The organism is Nonlabens spongiae (assembly GCF_002117125.1).
GTDB lineage: Bacteria > Bacteroidota > Bacteroidia > Flavobacteriales > Flavobacteriaceae > Nonlabens > Nonlabens spongiae.
This window is the reverse complement of record NZ_CP019344.1, coordinates 2,261,928-2,276,866: the sequence shown is the minus strand read 5'-3', so window position 1 is coordinate 2,276,866 and position 14,939 is coordinate 2,261,928. Positions and strand designations below refer to the sequence as shown.

Below are 14,939 nucleotides of genomic sequence, written 5' to 3'. Positions count from 1 at the left end.
AAAGGTTGCGTTACTCCTCCTCGCTATAATCAGGATACAAGAATGAATTGTATGGGAAGCGCTGTACATGAATCTCGCGCACCTTGTCGTAGACCAGTTTTCTGAAGTCTTCCATATTTTCCTTCTCGATAGCCGAGATGAAAATCGCATCGACATCGCGGGCCATCCAGGTTTTTTGCCATTCTTCCAGCGAGTAATGCGCTGTGGTTCGCTCGGTCATTAGGTCGGTCTCGTCATAAGCTTCCGCTTTGTACTGATCGATTTTATTGAAAACCATAACCGTAGGTTTACTCAGCGCTTCAATTTCTTCCAGAATTCCATTTACTGACGCGATGTGGTCTTCAAAAGACTCGTGGGAAATATCCACGACGTGTAATAATAAATCGGCCTCACGAACCTCATCGAGCGTTGATTTGAAAGATTCTACGAGTTGGGTAGGTAGTTTTCTGATAAATCCTACCGTATCAGTCAGCAAAAAAGGCAGGTTGCCTACTACTACTTTACGCACCGTGGTGTCAAGTGTCGCAAATAATTTGTTTTCCGCAAAAACATCGCTTTTTGAGACCACGTTCATGAGTGTGGACTTCCCCACGTTAGTATAACCCACAAGCGCTACACGCACCAACTTGCCACGATTGCCACGCTGAGTCGCCATTTGTTTATCGATCGTGACCAATTTTTTCTTGAGCAGGCTTATACGATCGCGCACGATACGACGGTCAGTCTCGATCTCGGTTTCTCCAGGACCACGCATCCCGATTCCTCCTTTTTGGCGCTCAAGGTGTGTCCATAAACCTACAAGTCTGGGTAACAGATACTCGTACTGCGCCAGTTCCACCTGTGTACGCGCATAACTGGTTTGAGCACGCTGGGCAAAAATGTCCAAAATCAAATAAGTACGATCGATGATCTTTGATTTCAGGATCTTCTCGATGTTTTTCTGCTGAGCAGGAGTGAGCTCATCATCAAAAATCACTGTCCCTACATCATGCGTTTCCACATAAGCGGCTACTTCTTCCATTTTACCAGAACCAATAAAGGTTTTGGGATTGGGATGCTGCATTTTCTGCGTGAATCGCTTTAAAACTGTCGCTCCTGCGGTATAGGCAAGAAACTCAAGTTCGTCGAGGTATTCTTCGAGTTTTTCCTCAGTTTGTTGCTGGGTTACCACCCCTATGAGTATAGCCTTCTCGTAATTGTGATCGTCCTGTTCTAGCATAAATAGTGTTAGATTGAAACAAAGATATTGGTTTCCGAAGTTAAATGTTGCGGGTTAGAAATTGTTTAGGTTTTAGTAAGAAATATGCTTTTAATTGTTACGCTTTCGCGAAAGCGTACTCCCTCAAACGCTCCTCAAGATTTACCGGCGAGCAGGTTGTTAACCAAATCCTAAGACAGCGGTTTATCCAGTATATTTGCAGCCTAAAGATATGCTATGAGCAAAAGGATTTTAATCACTGGAGCGGCTGGTTTCTTGGGATCGCACCTTTGTGATCGATTCATAGGTGAAGGTTATCGTGTTGTAGGAATGGATAATCTCATCACGGGAGACCTTAAGAATATTGAACACCTTTTTGCTCTCGAGCAATTTGAATTTTACCACCACGATGTGTCCAATTTTGTACATGTTGCTGGAGAGCTGGATTACATCTTGCATTTTGCCAGTCCAGCAAGCCCTATAGATTATCTGAAAATTCCCATTCAGACGCTTAAAGTAGGCTCATTGGGTACGCATAACTTGTTGGGCCTTGCCATGAACAAGAATGCGCGGCTGCTCATTGCTAGCACGAGTGAGGTCTATGGTGACCCATTAGTGCATCCACAAAGTGAAGAATACTACGGTAATGTAAATACTATAGGACCTCGCGGCGTTTATGATGAGGCAAAGCGTTTTCAAGAGTCCATGACTATGGCCTATCATAGGTTTCACGGGTTAGAAACTCGTATCGTGCGTATTTTTAATACGTATGGACCGCGCATGAGACTCAATGACGGTCGTGTAATCCCGGCTTTTATGGGACAAGCCTTGAGAGGTGAGGATTTAACGGTTTTTGGAGATGGAAGTCAAACGAGATCCTTTTGTTTTGTAGATGATCAGGTAGAAGGAATCTATCGTTTATTGCACAGCGATTATTCAGATCCCGTGAACATAGGTAATCCACATGAGATTACTATTTTAGACTTTGCCAAAGAGATTGTAAAACTGACCGGGACAGATCAAAAAATCATTTTTAAAGACTTACCACAAGATGATCCCTTAAGAAGGCGACCGGATATATCAGTAGCTAAGCAACTGCTGGGCTGGGAACCTAAGACATCTCGTGAGGAGGGAATGAAGAAAACCTTTGAATATTTTAAATCCCTTTCAAAGGAAGAACTGGGAAAACGTGAGCACAAGGACTTTGCTAAACATATCAGAAGATAAGATTGCATACAGCAACAAGCGGTTTTCGGGTTTTATCAAACCCATTTCCTACGTTGTTGATCTTGCAGTAATTATTACCCTAGCCTACTTTTTCTTTCATGAAGATGTTGAAATTTTCACGTTCGGTTTGTTTGTAGGAATTTGCTGGGTAGTGATCTCCATGCAGATCGACTTCTATAAAATCAGGCGTAATACGGAGCTGAGTACCTTACTCATTAAAATCGTGAAACAAGGCTTATTTTTCTTATTTGTGGTCTTTGCATTTTTTGGTTATTTCTATAAGATCGATCAAGAAAGTGTTTTCATTTTCAATTATTTCGGTACAACCATGGGTGCTATTGCCCTCATTAAATTATCGTTGTTTTTCTTTCTGAAAAATTATAGAAGTGCTCTAGGGGGTAATTACCGTACGGTGGTCATACTGGGTAAAAACTCAGAAACAGAACGTCTTCATAAATTCTTTACCACTCATGATGATTTAGGTTATCGTTCTAAAGATTTCATCGATGTCAAGCAAGGTGATTTTGATCTAATGAGTTTTATGGAAACTGTATTGGAACAGAACATTGATGAGATATTCTGTAGTGTGAAGGAGTTGAGCAATAATCAACTTCTGGACCTTACCGACTTTGCAGACAATAATCTACGCACGCTAAAGTTTATTCCAGACACTGAGGCAGTCATGTCCAAGCAATTGAATTATGACTATTACGGATTGACTCCAGTCCTGAGTCTAAGAGAAATACCTTTAGATGATCTCGCTAATAAAATTTTTAAGCGTTCTTTTGATATTTTATTCTCGGTCTTAGTCATTTTAGGTTTACTCTCGTGGTTGATTCCTATTATTGCACTAATCATCAAACTTGAATCTAAAGGACCTGTCTTTTTCAAGCAGAAAAGAAATGGATTGGACTACCGTGAGTTTACTTGTTACAAGTTTCGATCTATGGTACCCAATAAAATTGCGCACCTTAATCAGGTGACTAGAGGAGATAAACGCATTACCAAAATCGGGAGGTTTTTAAGAAAATCCAGTATCGATGAACTACCTCAATTTTTCAATGTTTTAATAGGCGACATGAGCGTGGTAGGCCCACGACCTCATATGGTAAGCCACACAAATATGTACGCACAACGCATCGATAAATTCATGGTAAGGCACTTTGTTAAGCCTGGAATTACAGGTTTAGCCCAAGTAAGTGGTTACAGAGGTGAGGTTGAAACAGAGGAAGATATTAAAGGTCGGGTACGCAATGATATATTCTACATCGAGAACTGGAGCCTGGGTATGGATCTAAAGATTATTTTCAAGACTGTCTCAAATGTGTTTACCGGAGAGGATAAAGCCTACTAAAGCTTCTCTACTAGATTTTTGAATTGATCATTAAAATCAAAACTTCCTACTGCTCTTTTTTGAATTTGACTTTTAGCCATCCCTTCAAATGATTTCTGATCAAGCTGCTCTAAAAAGCGCTCCAATTGTTTATAGTTGCCTACCTCAATAACCCAACCTATTTCATTATTTTTCACAACATCACCACCTTCTCCACCGCCCATGTAAAGTAATGGCAAACCCAACCTAGAATATTCGAAGATTTTAGAAGGCACTGATCCGTAAATGCGTGTTATAAGCGGGACAAACGCAAGATCATAATTTTGCAGTTCTTGATGTAGAACATCTCGAGATACTGATCCGTGAAACGTAATTTGTGTTTTTTTGAGATTCTCTAAGGAACTCATATCTGGTCCATCACCATAGATATGAAATTCAACATGATCCGGAATTGTTATCTGTGAAAATATCTTAGAGAGTCCTTGAGCAACACCTACCAGTCCAGCATAAACTATTTTAATAGGTTTTTTGATCGGTTTGTCAACCGGTTGAGGTGGTGCAAAAGTGGGGTAGTTACGATAGAGAAAAAGTTCTTTTTCTTTTGTTTGTTTCTTAACGTGCTCTAAGATTTCTTCTGACTGTCCTAAAATTAGATCACTTTTTTGATAGCAGAAAGATTCCATCTTTTCAAGCAGGGTATAATAAGTTCCTTTATTCAATAATCCCATTTCAAGACCCGCCAATGGCCATAAGTCCGAAACATTCAAAATGATCCTCTTACCTAGAATCCAGCACCAAAAAACACCAGCAAATCCTACAAAAACAGGTGAGTATTGAATAATAACTTTTTTGGGAGTTTTTGAGAAAATCAAATACAAACTGAGGCTGAGAGCAAATGATAGCATGCTAAACAAGCGCACTAACTTATTTTCAGACTTACTGGGCCACAACCATAGTCGGTTTACAGTGATAGAATCTTCTGTAGTTTTTGTGCATAATTTGCCTCTAAATTCTCTGAAGACTTGCCCAGTAGGATAATTAGGTAACGGACAGACTATCTGAGTATCAATACCATGATCTCTAAGAGACTGAGCCAGCGTTTGAATTCTATTGGCAGCTGCACCACTCTCTGGAGGGTAGTAATTTGAAATGATGAGTATTTCTCTCCTTTCCATTACAAATGAGAAATAAATTGTTTTAGCTTGCCTCGAGCCCCACGATCAAGTTGATCTACTTTTACTATTGAGATCTTCAAACCAGTGCCGACATATTTCTCCAAAGCCTCTTTGATCGCTTTTTCTTTTCCGGATCCTATAATTTGGTCTGCCGTATAGGTCACCTTAAATTCATCGACAGCTAACTGCTCAACAATAAATTCTTTAATGTTTGCTGTGTCGTCTATGACACTTTTGGTGACATAATAAAAAGTGAGTCCCGGGACTTTTTTATCTTTAGCGAGAACGGCAACATCGTTAGTGCGACCTACTAATTTTTTCAAAATTTGGTTTTTGGCGGTACTTGCAGGGTCTATTATTCCTAAATCTCCTATGGCATATCGTATCATAGAATGTGCCTTGTTATATAAAGAGGTCACAATAATATTTCCAGTCGTACCGTGAGGCACGGGCTGATGATCATCATCTACGATCTCAATAAACAACGTCTGGTTATTCAGTTCAAATTCATCATCTTTATTAGTGAAGGCGATCAGGTCCAGTTCGCTCGCACCATATTCATTGATTACAAATACACCGAAGCTCTCCTCCAGCAATTTTTTGTCCTCGGGAAACAACATCTCACTAGTCACGATGCAGCTCTTAAGACTTGGGCAAACTTCATTTAGAACAAGATTTTTTGATTTCAAGTATTTAGCAAAAAGTACAAGAGAACTGGTGTATCCATAAACATATTGAAAGGACTTCTTCGCAAAGGTCTTGACATATTCATCCAGGACATTATCAGATAGATCAAAAACAGGAAAGCGATATCTATGACTTAGAAAATCCTTCAGCCTTTCCTTTCTATAACCTACAAAATCAAGAGGGATTCCATAAAATCGAGCTTGTAAAGCCTTCCCAAAATCAATATCGTAATTATTGTAACGATCTAAAATGTAGGCCCAAGTCAAGGCATGTGAAAACTTGTCCTTGGCAAAAATGAATGGTGTACCACTAGAGCCAGAAGTTTTATTCACATAAACCCCTTTTTCGTATCCTTTAGATAGCCTATTTGATAAAGGAGCTTGTAGATCTTTTTTGGTCAGAATGGGGACATCGTTCCAGATTTTAGGAAGCTGTCCGCCTAAAATATTCTTGTAATAGGCGTTATTTTCAAAATGAAACTTGAGAATGTCGTTTTTTCTATTTTCAAGATATTCGGCGTATGCGCTATCAGGGATGGATTGGATCTCCTGAAGTCGTTCAGTCGCTTGATCTATAGGGAACCCTTTAAGTTTTAAAACGCTTTTAAATAAGTCCAAATTACCACAAGGTTTGTGGACAAATGTACCAATTCTGCTAACGGGAACTGCTATTTTTGTTACTCATTAAACCATTGCTTTATGAACGTTTTGATACTGGGTGCGGGAGGTAGAGAACACGCATTTGCTCATTCTATAAACAATAGTCCGCTATTGACCCAGCTTTATGTGGCTCCGGGAAATGCCGGAACCGCAAAAATTGCTGAAAACATCAACCTTTCCGTAACTGACTTCCCCAGCATTAAAAAATTCTGTATAGAATCTAAAATTGAAATGGTCGTTGTTGGACCAGAAGCACCACTTGTTGAAGGCATTTATGATTTCTTCAAGTCAGATAAGGAGCTCCATCACGTAAATGTCATAGGTCCCTCAAGAGAAGCCGCGCACCTAGAAGGTTCTAAAGAGTATGCAAAGCAATTTATGGTAAAGCACGGCATTCCTACCGCCGCCTATGAAAGCTTCACCGCCTCGACTCTTAAGCAAGGTATGGAGTTCATTGATCGACTTACGCCCCCTTACGTGCTCAAGGCTGATGGCCTCGCGGGAGGTAAAGGCGTCTTGATTATTCAAGATAGAGAAGAAGCTAAGCAAGCTCTGGAAGACATGCTGGTTTCTGGAAAATTTGGCGCTGCGTCTAATAAGGTTGTGATTGAGGAATATCTAGATGGTATTGAGATGAGCGTCTTCGTCATGACAGATGGAAATAGCTATAAAATCCTTCCTACCGCAAAAGATTATAAAAGAATAGGTGAGGGAGATACAGGCCTCAATACGGGCGGTATGGGAGCGGTATCACCCGTCCCGTTTGCAGATGATGAGCTCATGCAAAAAATTGAGGATAATATTGTAAAACCTACGGTGGACGGTCTGAAAACAGATGATTTAGAATACAAAGGCTTCATTTTTATAGGACTCATGATCGTGAACAAAAATCCCTATGTGATTGAATACAACGTGCGCATGGGCGACCCAGAGACTGAAGTGGTCTTACCGCGTATAAAAAGTGATTTGCTGGAACATTTGCACGCTTTCGCGAAAGCGGAACTCTCCAAACAACATCTAGAAATCGATCCACGATCTGCAACAACCGTAATGTGCGTCTCAGGCGGTTATCCAGAGGCTTATGAAAAAGGTAAGGAGATCAGTGGGCTTGAAAAGGTGGAAGGATCAATCGTTTTTCACGCGGGAACCACTCTGGCAGATGAAGGCAAAGTAGTTACCAGCGGTGGTCGCGTTTTAGCTATTACCAGCTTTGCAGATGATTTCAAGGAGGCACTAAAAAAATCCTATCACAATGCCTCAAAATTGCATTACGATAGGATCTATTATCGCAAGGATATAGGTTTTGACCTATAAACTCGTTATTTCAATTCTGTAAATCTTACTGCTGATTCTTTCCTAGGAAGGAGTGAGCAGTTTGAGTTTTGTCCTCTTCACCATTTTGCTCAAAGATGCGAAGCTGCTTCATCCAGTAGCCTACAGCAACACATAGTATGATAATAGATATCCAGGTTATTGTATTTGCCAGCCACCAGTTATCATTTTCCAATTCTCTCAACGCATCAAAAGGAACGAAGAGAACCTCCTCGTGAAACCATGCAATTGCCTCAAAAACTTCTTTCATCTTGTTTCAAATTCTTATTGGAACGGCAAAAATAATACATAATAAATGGAATTAATCATTTTTTGGGATTTGCCAAAAGTTTTTAGGAAAACTTAATCAACCCCTAAAGTGTTGCGGTGCCTGAAAGCCGGTCAAGATCTCTTTATATTTGTAATCTAAAAATGACTTATGTTTTCAGAGAAGGCAAATACTATCTTTCAGGAGGTTATTAAAAAATACAAGGAGATTGACTCTGTCGATCAGGAATTCAACAATCCCTACGATCGTAATTCAGAGCTCATCGAGCATTTATTGTATCGTAAATGCTGGATTGATACGGTCCAGTGGGCCTATGAAGACATCATAAGGGATCCTAATATTAAGCCTGAAGCAGCTCTGAAACTCAAAAGGAAAATTGACGCTAGCAATCAAGACAGAACCGATACGGTAGAATATATAGATAGCTATTTTCTCAAAAAATATAGCGATGTCGCGGTTAAGGATGATGCGACCATTAACACAGAAAGTCCCGCCTGGGCTGTAGATCGCTTGTCCATTCTTGCCTTGAAGATTTATCACATGCATCTGGAGGCAACTCGGCAAGATGCTAGTGAGGACCATAGAATTGCGTGTGATGCAAAACTTCAGGTTTTACTGGAACAACGTAAAGATTTGAGCTCTGCTCTCGATCAATTGCTGGAAGATATCTCAAATGGTGAAAAGCACATGAAAGTCTATAAGCAGATGAAAATGTACAATGACGACGAGCTAAATCCAGTATTGCGCAACAGCAAGTAGCGAGTAAATGCCAGTTGTTCCTAGAAGGATTTTAGTCTCCCGTCTTAGCGCAATGGGAGATGTAGCCATGGTGGTGCCTGTGCTTCTGGCACTGAATAAATCGTATCCATCAATTGAGGTTTTTCTACTGACACAAAAGCGATTTTTTGCGCTTTTTAGAGATTTGGAACAGGTAAATCTCATAGAAGCAGATTTAAAGGGACGTCATAAGGGCTTGCCTGGATTAGTAAGATTATCTCGAGAGATCAATGCGCTGGAAATAGAAACTTTTCTAGATCTGCATAATGTTTTGCGAACTAAGGTTGTGCGAGGTCTAACCAAAAAAGCAAGAATATTTACCATCGATAAGGGCCGTTCAGAGAAAAAAAGACTTGTCAAAGACCCCAATTTTTTCCAACCTTTAGCCCATACAACAGAACGTTACCTGCAGGTATTCCATAAAGCTGGATTTCAATTTCAGCTAGAGAAAAATGCATTTTTATCTAGACGGGATCTATCTCAAAAAATAAAGGAAGTCCTGGGAGAGAAGTCGACTAAATGGATCGGTTTTGCTCCATTTGCAGCGCATAAAACAAAGGCTCTAACAGTCAAGCGCGCTCGTAAAATTACACAACGTATTGCCAGTGAATTTGATGTGAAGATCATTTTGATAGGTGGCGGAAAACAAGAAGAGAGAAAACTAGACCTTGTTGCGGCTACCACTTCTCAGGTCTTTAACATGGCTGGGAAATTTACCTTTGAAGAAGAGCTGGATGTTATTTCTAATCTCGACGCCATGATTGCCATGGATAGCGGGAACGGCCATCTTGCTGCACTATTTAATGTACCTACGATAACGTTATGGGGAAATACACATCCCTACGCAGGTTTTGCTCCTTATGCTCAACCTGATGAGAATCAAATTTGTGCAGACAGAGAAAAGTTTCCTTTACTGCCGACTTCTGTTTTTGGGAACGAGAAAGTCAAAGGCTATTTGAAAGTGACCAATTCGATTAAAATATCACGAGTTGTAAAGCGGTTGAGGGAAGTACTTTAAATTATCACAATAAAAAAACGCTTGATCATTTGATCAAGCGTTTTGAAATCAGTTTGATTCGTATTAAAATCTATATCCGAGGTTGATCGACAAAACAGAGTTAAATATGTCTACATCTTCACCTATTCCGGATAGTCCTTGCATGTATCTCGCTCCTACAGAAAGGCCTTCTAGAGTAGTGCCTTCCAAAAATTTGTAAGAAAGACCACCACCAACGCTTAAATCTATACTTTCAGCATCAGTCTCTTCAGAAACTTCCTCACCGTTGCCTTCAAGAGTATATTCATCATTGATTAAGAAGCCCACTTGTGGACCAGCATCAATAGAGAAACCAGATCCTCCAAGATAGAATTTTCCTAAAATAGGAACATTTAAATAGTCCAACTTAATTTTTTCCTCAAACCCATTTTCTTCAGCCTGTAATCCTTGCATGGAGTAGATAACACCAGAAAATAAAGCAAAAGAATCGTTGAACATGTACTCTCCAGTAACACCAACGTTGATTCCTGTTCTACCATCTGCATCTTCAATATCATCTCCGTTAAAAGTTGCAAAGTTCACACCTGCTTGAACTCCAAAATCAATTTCTTGCGCATTAGTTAGACCTAGTCCACAAAGCGCGATAACTGCTGTAAGTAATAGTTTTTTCATAATATTAATTGTTGATTAACGGGTCAAATATTAGTTCAAAAACCATAATAGGCAAGTAAAAATGATAATATTTATACAATGAGTATTAAAATTAAGGTAAATACCTTAATGAAAACGTTGTTCAACGATAAAATTAATTATAAGTCAAACCCAATGTCCACTCCCAACTTCTTAGCGATCAATTTTGTCACCTTAGTTTTGATTTCGGGAATTCTCACGCTTTCCAAAACGCTATTTGCAAATGCAAACATGAGTAAAGCTCTGGCCTCTTTAAGCGGTATGCCACGAGATTGCATGTAGAATAAAGCGTCCTCGTCCAGTTGTCCTATAGTACAACCATGCGAGCAGCTTACATCATCAGCAAAAATTTCTAATTGCGGCTTTGCGTTGATGGTTGCTTTATCACTTATTAAAACGTTATTATTTTGCTGGAAGGCATTAATTTTTTGGGCAACTTTATCTACAAGCACCTTTCCATTAAATACACCTACAGATTTATCATCAAAGATTTGCTTGTACTCTTGATAGCTTGTGCAGTTTTCTGCAGTGTGGTGAACAAGTGTACTGTGATCCACATGCTGCTTGCCTTCAATAATAGTAACACCATTTAAAAGAGAGTTGCAATGCTGCCCTTTTTGATAGAAGTTGAGGTTATTTCGCGTAAGCGCACCACCAAATGAAAAGGTGTGAAGCCTAACTTCACTTCCATGTTGTTGCTCAGCGCTTGTATGATCTATTAAGGAAGCTTCCAGCTTGTCGTTCTGGATTTTGTAATAATCAACTACGGCATCTCGATCAGCAAAAATCTCAGTTACAGAGTTGGTAAATACAGCATTGCTCGTTAAGCTCTGGTGGCGTTCAACAATCTGTACTTGAGAATTTCTACCCACAACCACTAGATTACGCGGCTGGACAATGAGATTGTTCTCTTTACCAGTTGTGAAATAAACCACTTCAATAGGCTTGCGTACCGAAATGTCATCGCCTATTTTGATATAAGCTCCTTCTTTAGCAAAAGCCGTATTAAGGGAGGCTACCCCATCTTTACCAGCAATCTTGTCGTAATATTTTTCTATGACCTCCGCATACTTAGGATTTGTCAATGCGCTGGACATCAAGCAAACATCATATTTATCGTGCGTAGTTTGAGAAAGGTAAGAGCTGTAAACTCCATCGATAAATACCACCCGGTAGGTATCAATGTTATGAACTAGATACTTCTGTATGTCTGAATATTCTAGAGAGCTCTCATGTTTGGGGAACATGGTGTACTCTTTATTGAAGAGTGATTTCAGTGAGGTGTATTTATAAGCTTCGTCCTTCTTCTGTGGAAGGCCTTTTTTCTCAAACTCCCCCAGAGCTCTATTTCTTATACCGTGTACATAACTTTCCGTATCCACTTGATTTTCAAGCGCCATAAAAGAGGAAAGAACGTTTTCTTTGAAACTCATACTGTTGATTTTTGTTACGCTTTCCTGCCTGTCGTGCCTGTATTTTTCGCCAGGCAGGCAGGCGCGAAAGCGTACTCCATTTAATCCTTACTGCCTATTTTCTAAACTGTCGCAGCCTCTTCCTTGATCCAGTCGTATCCACGTTTTTCCAACTCAAGAGCTAGCTCCTTGCCGCCAGATTTAACGATCTTCCCATTGTAGAGAACGTGTACGTAATCAGGAACAATGTAGTCCAAAAGTCTCTGGTAATGCGTGATCACAATCGTCGCATTATCCTCACTACGAAGCTTGTTAACACCATTTGCAACGATACGCAATGCGTCTATATCCAGACCTGAGTCTGTTTCATCCAGAATAGAAAGCTTAGGTTCCAGCATGGCCATCTGAAAGATCTCGTTACGCTTCTTTTCACCGCCAGAGAATCCCTCATTAAGTGAACGTGATAAGAATTTACGGTCTATCTCAAGCATCTCAGATTTCTCGCGTATCAACTTGAGCATATCCTTTGCGGTCATTTCTTCCTTGCCTTGAGCCTTGCGGGTCTCATTGATGGCAGTTTTCATGAAGTTAGTCACGCTCACCCCAGGAATCTCTACCGGGTATTGAAATGAAAGGAAAACACCTTTGTGGGCACGTTCATCGGGATCCATCTCGCTGATGTCCTCACCTTCAAGTACAATCTCTCCTTGTGTCATTTCATAATCCTCGCGACCTGCGATCACACTCGCAAGAGTGGATTTTCCTGAGCCATTAGGTCCCATGATCGCGTGAACCTCACCCGGGTTGACTTCAAGATTGATACCTTTTAAAATATCCTTGTCCTCGATAGAGGCGTGTAGATTCTTTATCCTTAACATAATTACTTTGTGTCGTTTTTAGGAAGTTTACGGTTTCCTGTAGTGATTACCTGCGAGTTGATTGCAGGCGTTACTTCAATAATTTTTTTGATGGTGATCATTTTTTCCCAACCCTCTCCGGTTTCCACTCGCATGGGATTAGGTTCTTCGATACCGTGTATGACCACGTTAACGGCATCATATTCATTTTCCTTGAGAGCTTCAGCTATGCTGTTAAGTTTCTTCATCATGGAATCGATCTTCACGGCATAGAAATTATTGTTTGCCGTGAGCACAGCTGCGTCTACCGCATAAACAAAATCTCCTTCATAGCGTTGCTGACCTTCAGGAACTGGAATTTCTTTGACTTCTTGAATTTCGGTTATTTCTTCATCTGATTGTTTTGAGGAGTTGTTTTTACAACTGGCTAGTATTAATAGCACCAGCAAAACAGAAAATAACTTTTTCATGATAATGACTTGTGATTTATCCTACTGATCCCTCTAGGCTGATTTCAAGAAGCTTTTGGGCCTCCACTGCAAATTCCATAGGTAGCTTATTCAAGACTTCCTTTGAAAAACCATTTACGATCAATGCAATGGCCTTCTCCGTATCGATCCCACGTTGATTACAGTAAAATATCTGGTCTTCACCAATCTTACTGGTAGTGGCCTCATGCTCGACTTTGGCGCTGTTGTTCTTTGTTTCAATGTACGGGAACGTATGCGCCCCACACTCGTTACCCATCAATAAACTATCGCACTGTGAAAAATTACGTGCATTTTTAGCACGAGGTTGTATTTGAACCAGCCCACGATAACTGTTTTGAGACTTTCCAGCACTTATACCTTTAGAAATAATAGTAGACTTAGTGTTTTTACCTAAGTGCACCATTTTAGTTCCCGTATCAGCCTGCTGAAAGTTGTTAGTTACAGCGATAGAATAAAACTCACCTACTGAATTATCTCCCTTGAGCACACAACTGGGGTATTTCCATGTTACCGCACTACCGGTTTCTACTTGGGTCCAAGAGATTTTTGCATCTTTCTCGCAAAGTCCTCTTTTTGTTACAAAGTTGTAGACGCCTCCTTTACCTTCTTTGTTTCCAGGATACCAGTTCTGTACCGTTGAATACTTAATCTCGGCACCATCTAGAGCAATCAGTTCCACACAAGCTGCGTGCAGCTGATTTTCATCTCTCATGGGTGCCGTACAACCTTCAAGGTAACTCACATAACTACCTTCATCTGCAATGACTAGGGTACGTTCAAACTGTCCGGTACCGGCTTGATTGATTCTGAAGTAGGTGCTTAGTTCCATAGGGCAACGCACACCTTTTGGAATATAGCAAAAAGAACCGTCTGAAAAAACGGCACTGTTCAACGCTGCATAATAATTATCCCGTTGTGGAATTACCGTTCCCAGATATTTCTTAACCAGCTCTTGATGCTTTTGAATGGCTTCAGAAATGGGGCAAAAGATGATCCCCTTCTCAGCGAGCGTTTCCTTAAATGTTGTCGCTACAGAAACAGAATCCATCACGATATCAACAGCTACTCCGGCAAGTTTCTTTTGCTCGTCTAGTGAGATACCCAGCTTGTTAAAGGTTTCCAATAATTCTGGATCAACTTCATCTAGACTGTCGTATTTCGGTTTTTTATTTGGAGCAGAATAGTAAGATATGGACTGAAGATCTGGCTTTTCATAATGCACGTTTGCCCATTCTGGCTCGTGCATGGAAACAAAGTGCCTGTAGGATTCAAGTCGCCATTCCAGCATCCACTCTGGCTCATCTTTTTTTGCAGATATTGCCCTGATGACGTCTTCGCTCAACCCCACTGGGATCGTGTCTGACTCGATATCAGTATAGAAACCATACTCATATTCTTTAGTCTCCAGTTCTTTCTGTAATTCTTCTTCTGTATATTTTGACATTTCTTTTCTTAGTTTTTGTTTCCGCTTTCGCGAAAGCGTGACAATCCTAAAACTTTATTATAAACTGAAGCTCTCTCCACAGCCACATGTGCGCTGAGCGTTGGGATTGTTAAAGACAAATCCTTTTCCATTAAGGCCGCCACTGTATTCTAGGGTGGTGCCTACTAGATAAAGAAAACTCTTTTTGTCGACTGCGATTTTCACCTCGTTAGCTTCAAAAATCTTATCAGTATCAGTTGATTCACGGTCAAATTTCAAATCATAAGATAGACCGCTGCAACCGCCACTTTTAACTCCCACGCGCACAAAATCTGTATCTATTGCATATCCCTCCTCACTCATGAGTTGGGCAAGCTTACTTTTTGCAGTTTCTGAAACACTTATCATCATAA

15 protein-coding genes are annotated in these 14,939 nt (G+C 40.3%); 5 read left to right on the top strand and 10 right to left on the bottom strand.

Annotated features, from left to right (window positions below; translation table 11 throughout):
• Nucleotides 1–10: 10 nt before the first annotated feature.
• Entirely contained in the window at nucleotides 11–1,219 is a 1,209-nt protein-coding gene (gene hflX / locus BST97_RS10460; RefSeq protein ID WP_085767183.1) for a GTPase HflX, read from the bottom strand.
• A gap of 216 nt (nucleotides 1,220–1,435) precedes the next feature.
• Here hflX and BST97_RS10455 point away from each other — a divergent pair, with 216 nt between their 5' ends.
• Both BST97_RS10455 and BST97_RS10450 read left to right on the top strand, forming a co-directional pair.
• Complete coding sequence (locus tag BST97_RS10455) at nucleotides 1,436–2,425, top strand: UDP-glucuronic acid decarboxylase family protein (protein WP_085767182.1); 990 nt, start codon at nucleotides 1,436–1,438, stop codon at nucleotides 2,423–2,425.
• Nucleotides 2,388–3,779, top strand: coding sequence for an undecaprenyl-phosphate glucose phosphotransferase (locus BST97_RS10450; RefSeq protein ID WP_211277427.1), 1,392 nt, complete (start codon nucleotides 2,388–2,390; stop codon nucleotides 3,777–3,779). The genes BST97_RS10455 and BST97_RS10450 overlap by 38 nt, the downstream gene beginning before the upstream one ends.
• Here BST97_RS10450 and BST97_RS10445 read toward each other — a convergent pair.
• Nucleotides 3,776–4,933 carry a glycosyltransferase family 4 protein gene (locus tag BST97_RS10445; protein WP_085767181.1) on the bottom strand — a complete coding sequence of 386 codons (1,158 nt, stop codon included), beginning with the start codon at nucleotides 4,931–4,933 and terminating at the stop codon, nucleotides 3,776–3,778. The two genes, BST97_RS10450 and BST97_RS10445, sit on opposite strands and share 4 nt — an antisense overlap.
• Complete coding sequence (locus tag BST97_RS10440) at nucleotides 4,933–6,237, bottom strand: phenylacetate--CoA ligase family protein (RefSeq protein WP_085767180.1); 1,305 nt, start codon at nucleotides 6,235–6,237, stop codon at nucleotides 4,933–4,935. The genes BST97_RS10445 and BST97_RS10440 overlap by 1 nt, the downstream gene beginning before the upstream one ends.
• 81 nt (nucleotides 6,238–6,318) lie before the next feature.
• Here BST97_RS10440 and purD point away from each other — a divergent pair, with 81 nt between their 5' ends.
• Entirely contained in the window at nucleotides 6,319–7,593 is a 1,275-nt protein-coding gene (gene purD / locus BST97_RS10435; protein WP_085767179.1) for a phosphoribosylamine--glycine ligase, read from the top strand.
• Nucleotides 7,594–7,618: 25 nt separating this feature from the next.
• Here the strand turns inward: purD and BST97_RS10430 are convergent, their stop codons facing one another.
• Nucleotides 7,619–7,861: a DUF6341 family protein gene (locus tag BST97_RS10430; RefSeq protein WP_085767178.1), complete on the bottom strand. Its 243-nt coding sequence runs from the start codon at nucleotides 7,859–7,861 to the stop codon at nucleotides 7,619–7,621.
• Between the two features lie 168 nt (nucleotides 7,862–8,029).
• Here BST97_RS10430 and BST97_RS10425 point away from each other — a divergent pair, with 168 nt between their 5' ends.
• Nucleotides 8,030–8,638: a DUF4254 domain-containing protein gene (locus BST97_RS10425; RefSeq protein ID WP_085767177.1), complete on the top strand. Its 609-nt coding sequence runs from the start codon at nucleotides 8,030–8,032 to the stop codon at nucleotides 8,636–8,638.
• A gap of 7 nt (nucleotides 8,639–8,645) precedes the next feature.
• The gene (locus tag BST97_RS10420) at nucleotides 8,646–9,674 is read left to right on the top strand and encodes a glycosyltransferase family 9 protein (protein ID WP_085767176.1); all 1,029 of its coding nucleotides are present in this window, start codon (nucleotides 8,646–8,648) and stop codon (nucleotides 9,672–9,674) included.
• Nucleotides 9,675–9,737: 63 nt separating this feature from the next.
• On the opposite strand, the gene BST97_RS10415 is transcribed toward BST97_RS10420, so the two are convergent.
• The 6 genes from BST97_RS10415 to BST97_RS10390 form a co-directional block, all read right to left on the bottom strand.
• The gene (locus tag BST97_RS10415) at nucleotides 9,738–10,325 is read right to left on the bottom strand and encodes a porin family protein (protein WP_085767175.1); all 588 of its coding nucleotides are present in this window, start codon (nucleotides 10,323–10,325) and stop codon (nucleotides 9,738–9,740) included.
• Nucleotides 10,326–10,462: 137 nt separating this feature from the next.
• A complete protein-coding gene (gene sufD / locus BST97_RS10410; protein WP_085767174.1) occupies nucleotides 10,463–11,776 on the bottom strand; it encodes a Fe-S cluster assembly protein SufD in 1,314 nt (437 codons plus the stop codon).
• A 101-nt stretch (nucleotides 11,777–11,877) separates the two neighbouring features.
• Nucleotides 11,878–12,633 (bottom strand): Fe-S cluster assembly ATPase SufC, encoded by a 756-nt coding sequence (sufC, locus tag BST97_RS10405; protein ID WP_085767173.1) that lies wholly within the window; start codon nucleotides 12,631–12,633, stop codon nucleotides 11,878–11,880.
• A gap of 2 nt (nucleotides 12,634–12,635) precedes the next feature.
• Nucleotides 12,636–13,082 carry a hypothetical protein gene (locus BST97_RS10400; protein WP_085767172.1) on the bottom strand — a complete coding sequence of 149 codons (447 nt, stop codon included), beginning with the start codon at nucleotides 13,080–13,082 and terminating at the stop codon, nucleotides 12,636–12,638.
• Nucleotides 13,083–13,098: 16 nt separating this feature from the next.
• Nucleotides 13,099–14,547: a Fe-S cluster assembly protein SufB gene (gene sufB / locus BST97_RS10395; protein ID WP_085767171.1), complete on the bottom strand. Its 1,449-nt coding sequence runs from the start codon at nucleotides 14,545–14,547 to the stop codon at nucleotides 13,099–13,101.
• A 57-nt stretch (nucleotides 14,548–14,604) separates the two neighbouring features.
• Nucleotides 14,605–14,934, bottom strand: coding sequence for a HesB/IscA family protein (locus BST97_RS10390; RefSeq protein WP_085768227.1), 330 nt, complete (start codon nucleotides 14,932–14,934; stop codon nucleotides 14,605–14,607).
• Nucleotides 14,935–14,939 lie beyond the last annotated feature (5 nt).